At 39.0% G+C, this 20,733-nt stretch carries 10 protein-coding genes; 9 read left to right on the forward strand and 1 reads right to left on the reverse strand.

Annotated elements, in window-relative coordinates:
- Positions 1–15: 15 nt before the first annotated feature.
- A complete protein-coding gene (locus EHW67_RS06305) occupies positions 16–3,258 on the reverse strand; it encodes a SusC/RagA family TonB-linked outer membrane protein (RefSeq protein ID WP_126161506.1) in 3,243 nt (1,080 codons plus the stop codon).
- 846 nt (positions 3,259–4,104) lie between these two features.
- Here EHW67_RS06305 and EHW67_RS06310 point away from each other — a divergent pair.
- From EHW67_RS06310 to EHW67_RS06350, 9 genes are all read left to right on the forward strand, one after another.
- The gene (locus EHW67_RS06310; protein WP_126161507.1) at positions 4,105–5,577 is read left to right on the forward strand and encodes a sulfatase-like hydrolase/transferase; all 1,473 of its coding nucleotides are present in this window, start codon (positions 4,105–4,107) and stop codon (positions 5,575–5,577) included.
- Between the two features lie 126 nt (positions 5,578–5,703).
- Positions 5,704–7,689 carry a glycoside hydrolase family 97 protein gene (locus tag EHW67_RS06315; RefSeq protein WP_126161508.1) on the forward strand — a complete coding sequence of 662 codons (1,986 nt, stop codon included), beginning with the start codon at positions 5,704–5,706 and terminating at the stop codon, positions 7,687–7,689.
- A 14-nt stretch (positions 7,690–7,703) separates the two neighbouring features.
- Positions 7,704–9,371: a sulfatase family protein gene (locus EHW67_RS06320; protein WP_126161509.1), complete on the forward strand. Its 1,668-nt coding sequence runs from the start codon at positions 7,704–7,706 to the stop codon at positions 9,369–9,371.
- 345 nt (positions 9,372–9,716) lie between these two features.
- Positions 9,717–12,518 carry a heparinase II/III domain-containing protein gene (locus EHW67_RS06325; protein WP_126161510.1) on the forward strand — a complete coding sequence of 934 codons (2,802 nt, stop codon included), beginning with the start codon at positions 9,717–9,719 and terminating at the stop codon, positions 12,516–12,518.
- Positions 12,519–13,283: 765 nt separating this feature from the next.
- Complete coding sequence (locus EHW67_RS06330; protein ID WP_126161511.1) at positions 13,284–14,945, forward strand: metallophosphoesterase family protein; 1,662 nt, start codon at positions 13,284–13,286, stop codon at positions 14,943–14,945.
- A gap of 11 nt (positions 14,946–14,956) precedes the next feature.
- Positions 14,957–16,120, forward strand: a complete 1,164-nt coding sequence (locus EHW67_RS06335; RefSeq protein WP_126161512.1) for a Mur ligase family protein — start codon at positions 14,957–14,959, stop codon at positions 16,118–16,120.
- Between the two features lie 32 nt (positions 16,121–16,152).
- Positions 16,153–16,962, forward strand: coding sequence for a tail fiber domain-containing protein (locus EHW67_RS06340; protein WP_126161513.1), 810 nt, complete (start codon positions 16,153–16,155; stop codon positions 16,960–16,962).
- Positions 16,955–18,466, forward strand: coding sequence for an SGNH/GDSL hydrolase family protein (locus tag EHW67_RS06345; protein ID WP_126161514.1), 1,512 nt, complete (start codon positions 16,955–16,957; stop codon positions 18,464–18,466). Before EHW67_RS06340 ends, EHW67_RS06345 begins: the two co-directional genes overlap by 8 nt.
- Positions 18,467–19,463: 997 nt before the next feature.
- Positions 19,464–20,666, forward strand: a complete 1,203-nt coding sequence (locus EHW67_RS06350; RefSeq protein ID WP_238389855.1) for a DUF4861 family protein — start codon at positions 19,464–19,466, stop codon at positions 20,664–20,666.
- Positions 20,667–20,733 lie beyond the last annotated feature (67 nt).

Raw genomic sequence — 20,733 nt, forward strand, 5'->3', positions numbered from 1 at the left:
TTAAATATCTATGCCTTAAAGGGATACTTTTAGACCCAATGCCCATGTACGCATAAACGGATATACGCTGTTATTTGAACTGCGTTGAAATTCTGGGTCATAACCATCCTTTACAGTGGTAAACTCAAATAAATCATTTCCTGAAAAATAAACACGTACTGTGTTAATAGGTGTATTCCCTATTTGCAACCCTTTAAAATTATAGCCTACAATAAGGGATTTTAACCTAACATATTTATTATTCTGTAAAATATGGTCTTTACTTCTATAGTTCCATCTAGATAATCCACGTTGGGTAGTTAGCCTAGGAAACTCGGCATTGCGGTTATCTTCTGTCCATGTTCTGCCCAACCATGTATTGGATTGGTTCTGCCATTCTGCTTGAAAAGGTTGTGCAAAATAGCCTTCCCTGTATATTTGATGATCCAAGGCACCTTGGAAAAATGCACTGACATCAAAATTCTTGTATTTTAAATCAAAATTTAAACCATAAACATAATGTACGGCCGCATCTCCATGATATGTTAGATCTTCGTTATCAAGACTTCCATCCCCATTGGAGTCTACTACAATCATATCCCCTGGGCGCAAAGCATCGTTTGAAGATTGGGCCGGCAATATACCTCCAGGGTTTAGACTGGCATAATAGGCATCAACTTCAGCCTGGCTATCAAAATATCCATCTGTTTCCCATAAATAAAATGAGTTGATTGGTTTTCCTAAAATGTTTCGTGATCTATCTGTATCATTGAGGTTCTCATAAATAGTTTGAGCCCCGTCATATTCCGTAATTTCATTTCTGGAATCGCTCATATTGGCGCTTATGGTAAAGTCTAAATCACCAACTTTCCCTTGCCATCCCAACATGGCTTCCCAACCTTTGGTCTCTAAGGTACCTATGTTGGTGAATGGAGTTGCCGTACCAAGTACATCTGGGGTAATACCCCTAACAAGCATGCCCACATTGTCTTTCTGATAAAGGTCCAAAGAACCGAACACCTTATTGTTAAACAACCTAAAGTCTAAACCAATTTCTTTTGAAATAATACGTTCCCATGTGGTAGTGTTACTAAATAGACTACTGGCCCTTGAAGTTGCTTGTTGTCCTGCGTTGGTTTCGCCAAAAACAGTGGTACCAAAACTAACTGTTGACAAATAGCCAAAGTTCCCAATACCGGAAGTACTCCCCAATTCGCCATAACCACCTCTTAGTTTTAAGAATGATACAACATCGCTGTCTTTAAGAAATTCTTCCGCACTTAAAACCCAACCCCCGGAAATACTACCATAATTAGACCATTTGGCACCTTCTGCAAATCTTGACGATCCATCCCGTCTACCTTGAAGTTCTAATAAATATTTGCCGTTATAATCATAGTTTACACGTCCTATATATCCGAAAAAACCCCAGCTACTACCCCCTCCGGAAGTGGTAACAAGTTGATCTGTAGCACCTAAATTTATATCGTACACACCATAATCAACAAAGCCATTTCTCCTCATGTTGTACTCATTTAATTCATTTTTCTCTGCTTCTATGGCCAATAATCCAGAAAAATTATGATCCCCAAAGCTATTGGTGTAATTTAAAACTCCTTTGTAGTTCTTATAGGTAATATTACCGTCATTCCTATCCGGTCCTGTTCCTTCTTGAATGTAACTTGTATTATTTATATTATTGGAGAAACCACCGTCCCAACTATAAAGTGGAACAGAAACCGCATATGCCTGATATTCGCTGTTTTGCCTGCTAATGGCATAAGATCCCGTAAAATTGAAATTGTCCGTGAATTTATAAGTTGCCTGTGCCGCTATTTTAAACTGCTCAACAGCTTTATTTTCCCGGCCTCCATCTTTTACTTGCGCCACTGCATTTCTATCACCTGTAATATTAACACCCCCAAAATTGGCGTAATATTGTCCATCTGGGTTATAAGTAGGAAACAAAGGTGCATCCCATGTAGCAGCCTCCCTGGCCAATCCTGAGGTTGGTCCCGAAAATTTATTGTGCAAATAATTAATATTGGTATTTAAGCTTAGTTTATCGCTAATATCAACACCATAGTTTAAGGAGAAATTATATCTATCGGCACTATCATCGGCAACTTTTAAACCACCAACATTTTCGTCATAGCCCGCAGAAATACGGAAGTTACTTTTTTCAGTACCTCCAGATACACTTATGTTATGTTGACTAGAGTAAGAGTTACCGAACATTTCATCAAATCTTGGAGCATTTCCCAGCCATATTCTACCATTAATAGGTAAATCATAATATCCTTCTTCTCCTGCAGCAATTCTATCTACTGTTTCCAGGTCGTTCCAAAAGAAATAACGAGGTGGTTTCCCAGAAGCTAAATCTTCTCTGGCTGCCGCTGCATAAAGCTGCCCATATTCAGACATAGTGGGTGATGGTGGGCGAATACCTATAGTTCCCATACGGGTAATTGTACTGATATCGACCTTAACATCACCTTTACCCTTTTTTGTGGTTACTAGAATTACCCCACCAGCGGCCCGTGAACCATAGACGGAAGCAGAACCACCTTTTAAAACACTTATGTTTTCAATGTCATTTGGGTTCATATCATTAAAAGAAGAAGAATTTATAGCGGGAATACCATCTATAACAATCAGCGGCTCTATTCCATTTATGGAAGAAGCTCCCCTAATAAGAAAATTAACACCTTCGTCACCGGGTCTTGATGAAGTACGTGTAACAACCAAACCAGGAGTTCTACCCTGCAGTGCCAAAGCCGGACTACCCACTGCCAAATCTTCAAAAGCTTCAGCTTTTACCTGCTCTATAGAACCGGTTAAAGTTTCCTTTTTTGCAGAACCATAGCCTACTACCACCACCTCATCCAAGGCACTCACATCAGTATCCAGTGTTACATTTATTACGCTGTTGGCCCCTACTGCAATTTCTTTGGTAGCATATCCCATAGAGGAAAATACAAGAACACTATTGCTGGAAGGGACATTAATGGCAAAATTACCATCGAAATCCGTAGTGGTTCCGTTGGTAGTTCCCTTTACTATCACATTTACCGCAGGGATGGGCATCCCATCCTCAGAACTGCTTACCGTACCTGTAATGGTCCGGTCCTGGGTCTTAGCTACATTCAATGGAACCCCTTCCACAGCCGCAATACCGCTGGCCAATAACTCAGGGCATCCGCCGAGTAATAAACCTACTATTAGCAGTAATCTGGTAGCTTTCTTTAAACTAATTTGTTTGTTTTTTTCAGTTATCATAAAGTTTCATTTTAAATGGTTGTTTGCTAGTTATTATTGAATTAATCTGTTTAAAATTTTGATGCCCGGATTTTGCATCAAAATTTGTTAAGCCAATGTTAAAAAGAATTAAGGGCCAAGAGTTTAAATTATGATGCAAAGGGTATAAATTATTGCTCATTAACGCCTCCCAACCCTCTAAAACAGGGAGCTTATTAAAAAAGCTTAAAAAACATGCCCTAAAACAACCCTGGGCCGAACTTGTATTTTTACCTATTTATAAACTGTAAATTTGCCCACTAAATAGCCTCAAGTTTAGTGTGCTTTTCCACTAAAAAAATAAGGTAGGCCAACCAAGTTTTTTGATAAAAAATGGCTTCGAACTCAAGTAGATTTTGAATAAAAATCCCAATTACCATACATTTCTTCCTCTTTCCGCTGTTTAAAATCACTGAAATTGCCCCTTTTTGCTTTTTAAGTTCTTAAAAGGAAGTCCACTTGTAATTTCTACCCGCCTCTTATACGGTTTGTTGTAAACTTACCTTAAGCCAATGGCTTAAATAAACCTGTAGATATAAAGACTAACTTTATGTTGTCCTTCGGGAGAAACAAAGGGTTACCATGGGGGCTTATATTTATTTTTTGGCCAAAATGAGTTATAGTTTATATCTTTTGAACCATAGCTTATGCCCATTTACTAAAACTCTGATTAAAATTGTAATACAAAAAAGTCTCAGTATTGAAGAGCGTATCACTTTAGAAATAGTACGCTCTAAACAAGTGACTTTTGTTTATTGCCTTATGGGAAATACGAGCAAAAAGTAAAAAACAAGGCCTTTAAGTATGGAGAAACTGAAACTTTACAATATGAGAATTTTAGTATTTGTTTTGGGGATATATTCCCTAATAATAACATCCTGCAAATCTACCCCCGAGGCCGTACAACAACTTGGCAAATCCAAGCCCAATATTGTTGTGCTGCTGTGTGACGACCTTGGTTATGGGGATCTTTCCTCCTATGGCCACCCTATTATTAAAACACCCAATCTGGATAAACTAGCAGAATCTGGTATTAAGCTTACCAATTTCTATTCTGCCGCTCCTGTCTGTTCCCCTTCCAGGATAGGTTTATTAACAGGTAGGAGCCCCAATAGGGCCGGCTTGTACGATTTTATTGTTGGTGGCCATAAGGAAAGGGACGATTTAAAAGATCTGGTGCATTTGCAAGCCGAGGAGGAAACCATTCCACAGTTACTTAAATCCGCAGGATACAATACTTGTTTGGTAGGTAAGTGGCACGGTAGTTCCTTGTTCAATTCCGATGAACAGCCACAACCGGACCACTTTGGGTTTGAGCATTGGTTTGCTACCCATAACAATGCTTCCCCAAGTCATAAAGATCCAAAAAACTTTGTCCGCAATGGGGAACAAGTGGGTAAACTGCAAGGTTTTAGCAGTCAGCTGATCGTTGATGAGGCCATACAATGGCTCGACAAAAAAGAGGGAGAGAATCCTTTCTTTTTGGAGGTTGCCTTTCATGAACCCCACGAACCCATTGCATCTCCGGAAGCCTTGGTGGAAAAATACCTCGAATATACCGATACGCTTGAAGAAGCGGAATATTTCGCAAATGTAGAAAACGTAGATATTGCCGTAGGCCGATTGCTGACCTATTTAAAAAATAACGGCTTGGATAAAAATACCCTTGTTGTATTTACCTCGGACAACGGTCCGGAAACCCTAATGAGATATAGCAGGGCAAAGCGTTCCTATGGTTCCCCGGGCAATCTAAAAGGCATGAAATTATGGACAAACGAAGCCGGTTTTAGAGTGCCATGTATAATAAATTGGTTGGGGAAGGAAACTTATAATGGAACTTCGGACGCCGTAGTTTCCGCTTTGGATTTTTTACCAACTTTTTCGGAATTGGCCGGGGCCGGTTTACCAAAGAAAGAATTGGATGGTCAATCTATCACCTCATTTTTAAGTACAGGGACTGTTACCCGTAGCAAACCCTTGTTATGGAGTTTTTACAATGCCCTTAACCAACATGTAATTGCCATGCGCAGCGGGGATTGGAAAATAATGGCCCAACTAAAAAGCGAAGATGGTTATCTCCCAAAAATCCTAAATGTTCACCGTGGGAACGAGGCCTTGGTGAAAAATGCCACCCTTAGCGATTTTGTTCTGTATAACCTAAAGCAAGATGTATCTGAAACACATGACCTTTCCACAAAAAAACCTGAGGTTCTTGAACGGTTGAAAAAAGAACTACAGCAGGAATATACGGCCCTTTTAAACGATAGCCACATTTGGGAAAGACAGCAGGGCAGCCAGTAATTTTAAAAATCCGTTGTTAAGGACTGTGAGGCGCTAGGAAAGTACAAAGGATAAAAAAGTAGTGCTGCTTTAAGTGCCACTGACCAATTTTGAAAATATTTTAATTAAAGCAAAACAATAAAGTTGATGAACCTATTATTTAAAAAGTGTAGTCCAGTATTCCTATTATTAATACTCTTAAGTAGTTGTACGCAAAAAGAAATTATAGAATTATCATCACCGGATAGCTCTAAAAAAATAGTGTTTTTGGAAGACGAAAATCAAAACGACCTCTCTTTTTCGGTGTATTACGGTAAGCAAGAAGTTATTAAAACCTCAGTTTTGGAATTACTTTCAGAAGAGTTGAATTTTTCGGGAAAAGTATCTGTAGAAAAATTGGAGCATACTACAGAAAACACTACTTGGAACTCAAGATTTAGTGAATTGAGTAGTATTCCCAACCATTACAATCAAACAAAAATATATTTACAGCAGGGCAGGGCAAAACTAAATCTAATTGCAAGAGCTTATGATGAAGGGGTTGCTTTTGCCTATGAAGTTCCTGAGCAAAAGGGTTTGGAAGAAATAGGTTTAAGTGAAACTATTCATTACAACTTTTTAGAAGATTACCCCGTTTGGTCCACTCCCAAACGGGAAAAAGGAATGTTAACAGCGCAGGGGGAATATAGTAAAATCCCTTTGTCCAAATTACAAAAAGGGGCAGAACGTCCATTGTTAATTGAAATTGGTGATAGTGTAAAAATTGCCTTGGCGGAAGCACACTTGGTAGATTATGGTCGATTAAGTTTTAATAAGGGAAACTCATCAAAATATAGCATTGTGTCTTCCCTTGATGGTAAAACAGACGAGCAAAAACAAGATACCATTACCGGAGCCGTGATTGCAGAGAGCAAAGTTGAAGGCGCTAAGGTGCATAAAAAACTACCTTTTAGATCCCCATGGCGAGTAATCATGATGGGGAGGAGTTATGGCGAATTATTGGAGAACAATTACATTGTCCAAAATTTAAATCCACCTTCGGAAATAGAAGACGAATCATGGATAAGCCCAGGAAAGGTGCTTCGAGAGGGCACCTTAACAACTCAAGGCGGATTTGCTGCTATCGATTTTGTAGCCAGCCATAATATGCAATATGTACATTTTGATGCAGGTTGGTATGGGAATGAGATGGACAATGCTTCTGACGCCACAACGGTTACTTTAGACCCCAAACGCTCTAAAGGTCCGTTTGACATTGAAGCTATTTGTAAGTACGCCGAAGAAAAAGGCGTTAAGGTTATGCTGTATGTAAACCGTAGGGCTTTAGAAAAACAATTGGACGAGATATTGCCCTTGTTCAAGGAATGGGGTGTTTCTGGGATTAAATTTGGTTTTGTACGTGTGGGTGACCAAGATGCAACTGCCTGGATGCACCAAGCCATAAAAAAGGCAGCCGAGTATAAAATGGTTGTGGATGTGCACGATGAATATAGACCTACAGGGTTTTCTAGAACCTATCCCAATCTGCTGACTCAGGAAGGTATCCGTGGCGATGAGGAAACCGTACCCAATGAACATACTTTAATAACTATGTTTACCAGAATGTTGGCAGGAGCGGCCGATAATACGGTATGCTATTATAATAAACGTGTTGATAAAATGGGCTCGCACGCCTCTCAATTAGCCAAAACGGTTTGCATTTTTAGTCCCCTACAGTTTTTATATTGGTATGATAAAGCTCCGGCAGCCCCGGTTAAAGACGATGGACTGTGGGGAGATACCAAGACCATTGGAAATGAGCCGGAATTGGAGTTCTTCAATAAGGTGCCTACCACTTGGGATGAAACCAAGGTATTGCAGGCTAATATTGGAGAAATAGGTGTGATAGCCCGTAGAAAAGGCATGGATTGGTTTATTGGGGGCATAAATGGCAAAACTTCACGGCTTGTAGAAGTAAGTTTTTCCTTTTTAGAACCCGGTGCAATATATAAGGCCAAAGTATACACAGATGATAAAACGGTTAAAACCAGAACTCAAGTTAAAATTGAAGAAATAGAAGTTACCACCAATTCAAAATTAAACATAGACCTGAAAAGCAACAATGGCTTTGTTATGCACATCACTAAGTTATAATCCAAATTAAAACGATGAATACAAAATCTGTATCAAAATTACTGTCCCTGTTTCTAGTAGTAGTAATGGTTTCCTGTAAGTCTAAAGAAGCTCAGCAAATAGTAAAAAAGGAATTACCTGCCCAACGTCCCAATATCATTTTTATGATGTCTGACGATCATGCCTATCAAGCTATTAGTGCCTATAGCGACCATTTAATTGAAACGCCCAACATTGACCGTATAGCAAATGAGGGTATTAAATTCACCAATGCCTGTGTGTCCAACTCCATTTGTGCGCCATCAAGAGCTACTATTTTAACTGGTAAACATTGTCACGTACACGGAAAAGTAGATAATGTATTTCCTTTTGATGAATCGCAAACCACCTTTCCGCAGCTTATGCAAAAAGCAGGTTACCAAACGGCCATGTTCGGGAAATTGCACTTTGGAAATAACCCCAAGGGTATAGACGAGTTTAAAATTTTGTCTGGGCAAGGCCAATATTACAACCCTGATTTTATAACCAACGAGGGTAAAATTACGGTTGAAGGTTATGTGACCGATATAATCATGGACATGACTTTGGATTGGTTAGAAAACAGAAGGGATGAAAACAAGCCGTTTATGTTGTTCTCTATGCAAAAAGCACCACATAGGGAATGGTTGCCAGCACCCCGTCATTTTAAAGAATATACCAAAAAATCATTTGTAGAGCCGGAAACTTTGTTTGATGATTACGAAGGAAGAGGCACAGCGGCAAAAACTGCCGAAATGAATTTATTAACACATATGAATTGGGCGGGCGATTCCAAGCTTTACCCTGAAATGATGGCCCAATTAGGTATAGAAGACACATCCGGTTGGGATCTTGAAGCCTTTGAACGTGAGGTGGGACGTATGAATCCTGAGCAACGTGCAGTTTGGGATTCGGTTTACAGGCCTATGATGGAAGACTTTAAAAAACAGTATCCAAATATGAACCAAACGGATTTGATGAAATGGCGCTACCAACGGTATATGCAGGATTATTTAGGATGTATCGCTTCGGTTGATGAAAACGTTGGACGCTTGTTAGATTATCTAGAGGAAACAAAATTAGATGAAAATACCATTGTCATTTATACCTCTGACCAAGGTTTTTATTTAGGGGAGCACGGTTGGTTCGATAAACGCTTTGTATATGACGAATCGTTTAAAACACCATTGTTAATTAAATGGCCTAACGTTATTGAACCCGGAATTACCAATACGGAAATGGTCCAGAATTTAGATTTTGCACAAACCATTTTAGAGGCTGCCCATATAGAAGCTCCGGACGATATGCAAGGTGAAAGCTTAATTCCGTTGTTATTAGGAAACGATGACCAATGGACCAGGGATGCCGTGTATTACCATTATTATGAATACCCGGGCATTCACATGGTAAAAAGGCACTACGCTATCATTACACAAGACTACAAATTGGCCCATTTTTATTACGATGTTGACGAATGGGAACTTTACGACCGCAAAAAGGACCCTAATGAAATGACCAATGTGATCAATGACCCCGCATACGCCGATGTAGTCCAAAAACTTAAAAAGCAACTTGCAGACTTGCGAGAGCAGTATGGTGATAGTTCGCAGTTAGATCAAGAAATATTGAAGAAATATCTTGAAGCACAGGAGAATCCCAATATAGAAACCGTTCCCCTACATTAATTAAAAACCAAGCCAACAAGCAAATACCCTATGAAAGTTACTCCATCAATACTTTTATTACTATGGTTTATGCTATTCAGCTTTTCCATAACTGCCCGGGAACCGTATAGTTCCCGGCTATTGACAGCGGTAAATCAAGATAGTCAAGTCTAACCATATCAAATAGAAAAGCATTTTTGGGCCCATAGGTAATGGAATAAGGTGTTAGAGGAAAATATTTTTTGTAATGGAGCTGTAACCAACCCTGAGTGCATGCTCCCAAACAGCAAGTGCCATGCCCAATGTTAGAAAGTCTTTTCTAGAGAATAACCAGCAAGATATACGCTAAAAAATCAAACCAAAAAAATGAGTGGAATAACCAAAATAGCATTACTAACGCTTTGTCTTTTTTTTTGTTCAAAATCAATATTAGGGCAGGAATCAAGTCACCCAAGGGTATATATAACGGATCAGGAAAAAGCAGCCTTTGTAAAATCGATAGAGGGGGTTGAATGGAAAAAAGCTCTGGTCCATAAAAAGAAGGAAAGGCTTAAGAAGTACCTTGAATATTGGCGCAATGACCCGCAATGGCTGGTTTCCAGGTTACAGATGAACTGGAAGACCAAACACAGCAAGGTTTTCCTGCAGGGGGGCGATTTTTCACATTCGGAGGGTACAGCTCCCGTGCCTACGGTTAGATATTCCGGTACCCGCGAATGGGCAACAGACTATGTTAGGCCCAAGCTGGAAGATGTGCAGCCTTATTTAGACGATTCACGAGGGCTGTTTTTGGAACATAAGAAAACAGGGAAAATGGAGTGGGTACACCCTTCCAAGTCCGGCTTTATAATTGATAAAACCAATGAACAGATAATGGACATTGTGGCCGATGCCGCCTTTATGTACTGGCTCACCGGGGAAGAAGAATATGCCGCTTTTGCCTCGCCGGTATTTTTCACCTATATGGAGGGCATGTATTATAGGGATGCCCCCATAGATTTGGAAAACTCCAACCAACAAAATATTTCAGGGCTGGCAACTTTTGAGGTAATACATGAGGGCATTGTGGTTTCCCTGGTAACCACCTACGATTTTCTGTACAACTACTTTAAGGAAAATAATAAAAACCTGGAGACCTCCGTGGCAGTGTTTCAAAAATGGGGTGACCAAATTATAGAAAAAGGCATCCCGGATAATAATTGGAACCTTTTTCAGGCCAGGTTCCTTACTTATATCGGCCTTGTTCTGGAGGAAAATAGCCGCTACAAAAATGGCAAGGGACAGCAATATTTTCTAGACCACACCTTCCACATTTCCACCGATAGGCAAATAGCCATTAAAGAATCTCTCTTGGTCTATGATCAAGAAACAGCAATGTGGCCTGAAAGTGCCTCCTATTCTGTTCATGTGATTACGACATTTTTAAGAATTTTCACCTTGTTGGACCATGCCACCAACAACAATGAATTTTCCAATTACCCCATTGTGGAACGGGCCGCCCTAGCTTCTTTTCAGTATTTATTTCCCAGTGGTTATACGGTAGGCTTTGGAGATTCCCATCATAAAATATTACCACCAGAGAATTATGAACTTTTAGTGGCTAACTATAGAAAATACGGGCAAGACGAAAAAGAGAAATTGATATCCGGCCTCTTATCAAAAATGATGGTCGGGGGGCTGTACAATCGTAAAGCAAAGGGTTTCTTTGAATTGTTCTTTTACGTAGATACCCTAGGTAAAGAATCCTCCTCCGAAAGTACTTTACATACAAAAAAACTTAGCTCGCCAACCTTTTACGCACCCAATGTAAGCATGGTCAACCAACAGATGGGAAAGGGTAAAAATGCCGTAATGGCTTCCACGGTAGGTTCCTTTGGCAATCATGCCCATGCCAATGGTATTTCGTTGGAGCTATATGCCAACAACTACGTATTGGGACCGGATATGGGACGGGGGCCAAGCTACTGGCATCCGGAACACCGGGAATTCTATTCACGTTTTCCCGCACACAATACGGTAGTAGTGGACGGCCAATCGGACTATGCCGCCATGCGGACCTACCATCCTTTCCTTTTGGAAAATGTGTATCCTAAACCCGGTGAAAGGCCCTCCTTTGATAAGGTTACCTTTACCAAGGTTTCCTTCTTAGAGCCCAAGACGGTATCGGATCAACAACGTTTTACAGCTATTATAGAATCCAAGGTACAACAACCCTATATCATAGATATTTTTAGATCTAAGAAGCAAAAGAAGGAACATCAGCGGCACGAATATATCTACCACAATATAGGTCAGACCTTAAATATATACGATGCACAAAACCATCCTATGGATATGACTCCCACCGGGGATTTATCCTCAAAGCATGGAGACCTCGTAGGTTACGACTACTTTACGGATAAGCAGAAAACAATTAGTTCTGCCGATATTAAGGCATTGTTCAGCTTACAGAGCAAGGGAAGACCAAATAATTTCATGAAACTATGGGTGAAAGGGAGTGAAAATCAGACCGTATATAAGGTAAATTCACCCAAATCCAACGCCCTGAGTGAAGGTACCGCTCCCGTAGAAATATTAGGTAAACCTACCCCTACCCTAATTCTAAGAAGGGATGAGGCCGCATGGACCAATCCCTTTGCAGTGGTCTTCAACCCATTCATGGAGGGCGAAACAAATCCCATAAATACAGTAAACTTTTCCTCCTTGGCAAACTTCCCAAATACTCAAATTATAGAGGTACAGCTTAACGATAAAATCACCTTTGATAAAACGGTAGTCAATGCCTCTGAAAGCGATATAGCAAGACAGGGGGAATTTTATCAAAAAGGATTGTTGTCCATTGTGCGAAAGACCAGCAATCAGTCCCACCCCATATTTATGTTTTTGTCCGGAATGGAAAAATTTGAGTATCAAGGATGGGATATCGTTTCGTCTGGCAAACCATTTACCTTTTCCCTTGAAAAAACGGAGTCTGGATATATTATAGCCAATGATAACCCAATAACCATAAACATGCCTATGCCCAAAACAGGAAAGCAAGCGGAAATACTGTTGTACCAAGAAGACAAGATTGTTGCCCGCAGAAAGGGAACAACCAATAGAAACAATACAAATCAAATTGTGTTTAAACTTTCCAAAGCCTACGATAAGGCAGTAATTGTGTATTGATCCAGGGCAGAATATAACTGCCCTTGCCCTTCCCTTTAAAATGCTTTTTAGTCCTGTATTAGTAAAGTCATTGGTAAACCGATACCCCTATATGATAAACAACCAAGCTTGCCAATATATTCCCTGTCTTAGGTAAGAATTATCAAGATATTGAGCAGCTTTGTCATATTGTGGGCAACAATTGGATATCATCATACGTCCAATATACTTCCATGTAGAGAATTAGTATGAAATATCTTTTCACGACTTTAAATAATCCTTTAAGAGATTATCCTATAAATAAGAACCTTATATAATGGTATTGCAAAAACTGGGAATGCATCTTGTTTTATTTTTAATAGATGAAAATGTATACGGAGAACATTGCCTTATAAAAGACTATATAATATCATAGTTTTTCTTTGGTTTCTCTTCTCTAGATATACGAGTTTCTACCACTAAGTTGTTAACATTAAAAAATAGAGCTGAGAATGTTCTAACTCTCTTCAAAAAGTTACGTCTTGACCAATTAAAATGTTCAACCCCTTTTTGACTCCTTCATAAGATTATAAACCACTCATAATTAATGACTTAAAACAAGCCGTCGGTGCGATTGAGAGGTCAGTTATGAATAATTTGAATCAATCCATACAATTAAAGTCTGGCGAGGGGTCTTTTCTTACTAAATTCATGGAAGACGAAATTCCACTTTGGAATTAGTTGCAATTTACTTAATAGTCGACATAGTCCCCTCAATTGATAAGAACCTATTTAATTAATAAAATCATGTCCATCATTACTAAAAACTTTGTAAAGCACATCGGGTTACAATATAATCTGGGAAAAAAGAGCGATGATATTCCAATATTTGAGGTCTTATGGGAACTATTTCAAATAGGGAACAAGTATCGAAGAAAGAACAAAGCCTTAGTTAAAAAAAGCCTATTTACAAATTACAGGGCGTTAATTGCTTCTATGTTGAATTCCTCATCTCTAAAGGAATATCCAGGTAGCACCTTCGATGACGTTATTAGATTACATGACGTTAGTAATTCTGTATTTAAAAGAATCAAAACAATCAAATTCTCTTCAAGAGAAACAATACCCATAGGACATGTTAGAGTTAGAAATCCTAATCCTCCTTCAGTAAATCCTTTTGGTCGAAATCCGTTTACTAGAGAGAATACGGTTGGGCTTGGTTCTAGACCACAAAATTTTGTGATTTTCTCTGATCATCATATGACTGAGAAAGGGCATCGACACAATTACTTTGAAAAGAACAAAGAATTATATAAGGAACTTTTACGCTATTACGCTGACCATGATTTCGGATTAATTGAGAACGGAGATGTCGAAGAGTATACCATTTTTGAGCCAACAATTAAAATTGCAAATGGATATAACGAACTTATTGAAAAAGATCCTGACAACATTAGGGAAGAAGTATTTGGCGAAGATATTGGGTCTGTAAATTGGACGAAGCTCAAAGAGCAGCGAACAAAAAATCGCAAAAAAATTTTACCGAAAATAATTCGAGATAATGTTGAACTTTATAATTTAATTCATAATCTTTTTGCAAAAAAAGGCCCCAATTATTACTCTAAGGTAACTGGAAACCACGATCCCTATCTTACGCCAGAACTAGTTCGACTATTACCTCCCTCCTATCAGGATAATCTCTGTGACGCCGTTAAAATATTTCACAATCCGATAGGCGAATCAACAGATTCCTATCTCAAATATTTTGTAACACACGGGCATCAGTTCGATTCTTCAACATTGCCTCAGCATGCTTACGCTATGGGTGAAGTCTTTTCTGAAACTTTGGGTTGGACCATCCAAGGTGCTGATCGAATTTGGGATGGAATTAAAACCGAAACTTGGCGCAACCCGAATAAAGAAGCTAATTTTCGCAATGTTTTAGCCACTGCAAAAGCAGATGACAGCCCAGAAAGTATTTTTAGTGGGTTTGCACCTGGAGCGGATAGTGTTGCCGAGTTTATTATAGAAGATCTTATGCAAGGCCACGAAATTGCTTGGGAATACTTTGACAACACGAATAAGGCTCAAGCCTTTTCATCTGAAGTAATGACAGGTGATGAATATTTTAAAGTACGTCATTTGTCAGAAACCAAATTGGTGCAACAGTTGCACTATTGGTATGCGCATTCTGATATTCGAGATTGGCCGAGTAAACCAAAACTTATTATCGGTCACACCCATGAGCCCCGTTTACATCCTCGAATAAAAACCAACGAAGTAACAACAGCACCGCATTACTTAAATACGGGGTCAGCCGGTAGGTTTGAAAACTTAATTTGGGGATTAGAGATAACTCAGGGAACTGAGAAGATAGTCTCCTGGACGATGGATGGAACTAAAATGGTTCGAAATCATTGGAAAGCTAATAATGTAGGTCAATTAGTCAAAGAGGACTACCCATTATAATCCTTTAATAAATGAAAATAATTGCCATAACCGGAACCAACGGTAAAACAACCACTCTGCATCTTGCACATCAGCTATTACAAAGCTGTGGGTATCATGTAGCTTCTCTTGGTACCCTTGGTCTACAAATCAATGAAGAAATGAATAAAGAACCAGTGCTATTAGGCTCTAATCCCATGGGCTCTATTATAGAGGAGATTCAATATTTCTATGATGTTGATTTTTTTCTATTTGAGGCTTATAGTGCTGGCTTGAAAACTAATATATACAAAGACCTAGAAGTGAATATAGCCCTCCTCACCAATATTACTAAAGATCATATCGATGTACATGAAAATTATTCTAAATATAAATCTGCAAAATGCAGCCTATTTCATAACTCACTAAAAAGAAATGGTCTTGCTATCTATAGGGCAGATGACCCTATTGCTGGTCGCATTGATACCATATGCAAAGTCAATGGGAATCCGACAAGCACATTTGGTTTTCATAGCCAATCCACCCTACAATTACTGAACTATACCAGCTCTGAGAATCACACCAATGTTAAACTTAAATTCCACGGCAAAACATTTTACACAAATTTACCTTTTGTTGCTAAACCAAATATTTATAATTGGCTGGGTGCATTTCTACTTTGTTCGAGCTTAGGAATATCGAAAAACCAACTTTTGTCCCACTCCAATTCACTTCTACTTCCTGAGGGTAGATTTGAGATTGTTACTCAATTCAAAGGAGCCAAAGTCATAGTGGATTTTGCCAACAATCCTGCTGCTCTTGAGGAGATTTTGAAATGGGCTAATGAAAATCATAATGCCGCTATTCATCTTGTTTTTGGTGCAAGCGGAGGAATCAAACAATACCAGCGAAAGAAAATGGCTACTATTGCTAACACTTACGCTGATAGGGTATATATAACTGATGATAATCCACGAGAAGAAATTCCAGACCACATTCGAATGGAATTAAAACAATATTGTAAGTCGGGTGTAATAATACCTGATCGCAGATTAGCCATTCAAAACGCCATGGATCAATTACAAAAGAATGATGTGTTACTGATTGTCGGCAAGGGGCATGAAACATATCAAGAAACCAATGAATTAAGAATTCCCTTTAATGACAAAGATGTGATTATAAAATATGCCAATTCATTTACCACAGCTTTGGCCTAAATAAATCGAATTACTAATAATAAACAAACATTATGGCAACTGACATCATATTACAGGACCGTGAAATTGAATTTTATACTAATCATTTCGGGGTCAAACGAAGTAAGGCAGCAAATGCACATGTAAAAATGGTGCTGAGTCCAAGACAACAGAGTGTTAATTTAAGCTTGGGCGATGGAGCCAATCTCTCCGGAAATTTATTATTGGGGAGTACAAAAATTTCTGAAAAGCATGGAGTAATAACCAACAAGTCTGTCAAGTGTGCTAAGATCTACAGTAATAGAGCAGATATTGGAGAACTAAATGTTTGTAAAGGAATTAATGAAAACCTTAGGAACGGAAAGGCCAAGATTTACGGTAAACCGAACAAAGTAGCCATTATGCTAGATGGTGAAAAAGAGAGAGTAGGAATAGGTACTAGTAGACCCAGTTACAGTTTACATGTAGAGGGCACAGTTGCAGGCAGAGGTCCTTTTAGGAGTTTATCGGATGGTCGATGTAAAACTGATGTCCAACAAATCCAATGTAGTATCAATACACTTAAGGCGTTGCGTGGAGTAAAATTCAAATGGAAAGAGAATGCTTTAACCGGAAGCAATCCATCAAAAAATCAACAGTGGGGATTTGTAGCGCAAGAGGTTGAGTCTATAATACCAGATCTTATTTCTAAAGACAAACAAGGGCGGCGATCACTTTCCTATTCATCAATTGTACCTATTTTGGTTGAAGGCATCAAGGAACAACAGCTGCAATTGGAGGCACAAACTGATAGAATAGCCAAATTAGAGCATCGACTTAAAGCTATTGAAGATATGCTCTACAAAACGAATATTCATGCGTAGAGTAGTTGTAATTGGCGATTCATCGATGTGGGGGCAAGGGCTGCGTGAAGATCAGAAGTATGCCTTTCTCTATGTAGAAAAACTTCGAGAACAAGGCTTCGATTATGAATTGGACCCAAAAGATTTTTTAGCGCATTCAGGTGCTATAATTGGCGATTTTGGACCGGAAGCTCTTACCTCCGAAGGACTTCCAAAATTATTAGCCACAAGCAATCGGACAGATCATTCTCAGTTGGCCCCTGAAGTCCCAACAGATTATCCTAGTATTTATAAGCAAGTAGCAGATATTTCCGATCCAGAATCTGTTTCTCTATTAGTTATGAATGGTGGTATGAACGATGTAGGTATGATGAGTGCAGTTAATACTGATGCTGAACATTTTCGTAAAAATGTCCATAAGAATATTCGACAAGTAGCAAAAACACGTCTGAAAAAGTTAATGGAACGGATAGTCAAAACTCTACCTAACGCCCAAATAGTGTTCGTTGGGTATTACCCGGCTTTAGGTCCGAAGTCCCGATTACCTATGCAATTTTATCAGCTTGTAGGGGCCGCTTCCGGTTTGGTGGGCAATATTGGGGTAATACCGGCTTTCTTATTAGCTAACGACAAAATAGAAGATTTCAAACGACAAGCATTGGAATTGCACCAAGGGTTTCAGGTTCAAGCTAGTTTGCAAATTGCTGAGTTTAATAGCATAAATAAGACAGATGTTTTGTTTTGTTACTCAGGCTTTGAGGAAAAAAATGCCATTTACGGAAGTGGCGTTTCTTTTGTGTTTGCACCATTGGATTCAAGTGACCCAATAGTTCATGAAGGAAGGAGAGTTTATTGTCGGATAGCCTATGACTTCGATACCACTCATTTGAATGATACAGTATTATCATTTGATATGGAAGAATTAAGCAAAGAAGAAATTGCCTACGTTATTTGCACCCAGGCATATTTACTCCATCCCAATGAACAAGGAGCTAAGCGATATGCCAAGAGTATGGAGAAGATTGTCACACCTTACATTAAATTTAGCTTACGCGAAAGTCTTTCACAAATCACCAATGGGCAATTATCTATACGTCAGGCTACTTCAAAGTTTCGATTTCATAAGCATGCAGTAACCAAAATCAAGATGTTGCGTGAATTATGTTGGTTGCATACTATAATTGTACAATTTGATTTGAATTTACAGGTAGCACCTAGTGATCCAGATATATTCCCTAGTGAAGGATTATTTGATTTAGGATGGGGTCAAGAACGATTGCAATTATCCTTGCTTGGTCCCAATACACATTTCTCGAAATATGCAATAATGGAGTGTCATGGAGAACGGAAAATGAATGAAATTACTCAATTTCAAATCTTCCTTCCTCTAATTAATCCTACAATAGTATTTCGATTAAATCTTAAATTGTTCGCTAATGGCTACGAATTGGCTAGGTCAGAATTAGCTCACGACTCATTTGTAAAAAGAGGTGATTTTTTAACTTGGCGTGTGATGATTAATTAAAGATCCTTTTTTTAACTAAAAAAACTGAACTAAGACTTTTTATAGGAAGTGTTGTTGTAGAAAGTTTTCTATTTCAGAGTAAATAATTAATAGTCCAAAAGTTACAACACCCTTTGCAATCAGACCTATATAAAGCCTCAGATTAGGCTAACATATGATGTACCATAGAACAAAATTTAAATTAGTGAGAATAATTTTGTTGAAATTAAAGCCAAGCTAATTTAGATAACCATATATTTTGAATTAGTGAATTGAGTTAATATTGAAGGTATTATTAGTACAATAGGTACTTTCATAATAATTAAGACTTCTATTGATGAGGACCTTGGTAAACCGATACCCCTATATGATAAACAACCAAGCTTGCCAATGGCCCTAATTTGGTATTCCCTGTCCCAAGATTTATATAAGGACCTATTGGGCCCTGACCACAAATTAGTTTTGGAGGATTATTTAAAGAGATCATTGGGTAAGAACCATTTGGCCCTGGTAGGAATTCAATTTAAAAATGCTTGCATCCAATACTGCATGTGGCACATTAAGAGCTAGGATATGAACAAGTTGACACTATAATATAGGGGCATTGTTTACCTTACATAGCAGGGAAAGACTCAATAATTTTATAAATCAATGGCTAGACAGAAATGATAACAAGGCCATTAATAAGGTGAATTCATGCAAAAGCAAAGCGCTGAGCCAAGGTGTCGTTGCATATTTTCCTTAGCATTTTTTATTATCACCATAAACAAACGAACTATGGCAAAAATTAACCACCAACACTGCTAAAGTCCCATAAAACCTGTGGAATATAGCCTTAAGAATCATAATTTATACCCTTTGAATCATATTTTATGCCTTCTAAATTACAATCTGGTTAAACTTGTAATGGCATATTTAAGTGGTAGCACCCTAGGCGCACCAGCCACTAAAACACAGAATATTTTAAACAATTTAACACCCTGGGACCCTGTTCCCAGAAAAAAAACAAAGAACGCTTATGAAAATAAATGGTCCTGCAATCCAAATCAGGAGCTATATGCTAATAGCCCTTGTTGCTATTTCCTGTAATAATAAAACAGCAGATAAACAATTGGTGGTACAGGTAAAAAACGAGCTCAATTTTGCCCGTTCCGAAGTGGTTTCCTTACCACCTCAAAAATTAGGTGCCTTTCTGAAGGGCCAAAACAAGGAACACCTTAGGATACGTAAAGAAGGCACTACCAATTATATTAGAACACAATGGATAGATTACGATCTAGATGGTACGGACGATGAACTATTGTTCCAGGCCCAAGTGGCACCCAATGCTGTCTCCAAGTACCTTTTTTCCTTGGACAGCACCCAGCAGGTCCCGGAAAGTGAGGTGGTGGCCTATTCGCGATTGGTGCCGGAGCGTACGGACGACTATACATGGGAAAACGATAAAGTGGCCTTTCGCACATATGGTCCTACAGGCCAAAAAGAGGCCTTGGAAGGGGTGCCGGGAAGTACGCTTTCCAGTGGTATAGACCTCTGGTTAAAACGCACGGATAAATCCGTTATCAATAAGTGGTATTCAGAGCATTTAAAAGCCCCCGGCTATTACCACATAGATCATGGGGAGGGCTATGACCCTTACCATGTGGGAGCTAGCAGGGGTACTGGTGGCATAGGGGTATTTGAAAAGGACAGCCTTTATGTTTCTAAAAATTTTACCGATGCCAGAACCATTGCAGCTGGACCCTTACGTACCGTTTTTGAGTTGGATTATGCTTCCTGGAGCCATTATGGTCTAAAGGAAACCAAAAGAATAACCTTGGACTTGGGCAGTAACTTTTCAAAATTTGAAATTGTTTATTCCTCGGAAAAGGAAGTGCCCAACATTACTATAGGGATTACGCTGCACCAAAACAAAGGAGAGGCCAAGATAAATGAAGAACTGGGCTGGTTCCGTCATTGGGAAAACATAGACGGAGCCCATGTAGGGGAAGGCATTGTACTGGACCCTACTATTGTAGATACGGCAGTGGTCCATAAAAGCAATACAATAGATCAAAGCAATTTATTGATCGTTACCAAACCAAAGGGCCACCTCACCTATTATGCGGGCTTTGCATGGGAGAAGAGCGGACAGGTTTCAAAGGTGGAGGACTGGGATAAAATGCTCCTTGAACAGTCCAAGATCATTGCCACTCCCTTAGAGGTACAGTTAGGGGAGTAACCAACCCAAACAAAACTAAGTGCCATTAATGGGCAATTATTATCAGTCTAACAGAAACAACTAACCG

The sequence above is a fragment of the Arenibacter aquaticus genome, from assembly GCF_003957295.1.
Taxonomy (GTDB): Bacteria; Bacteroidota; Bacteroidia; order Flavobacteriales; family Flavobacteriaceae; genus Arenibacter; species Arenibacter aquaticus.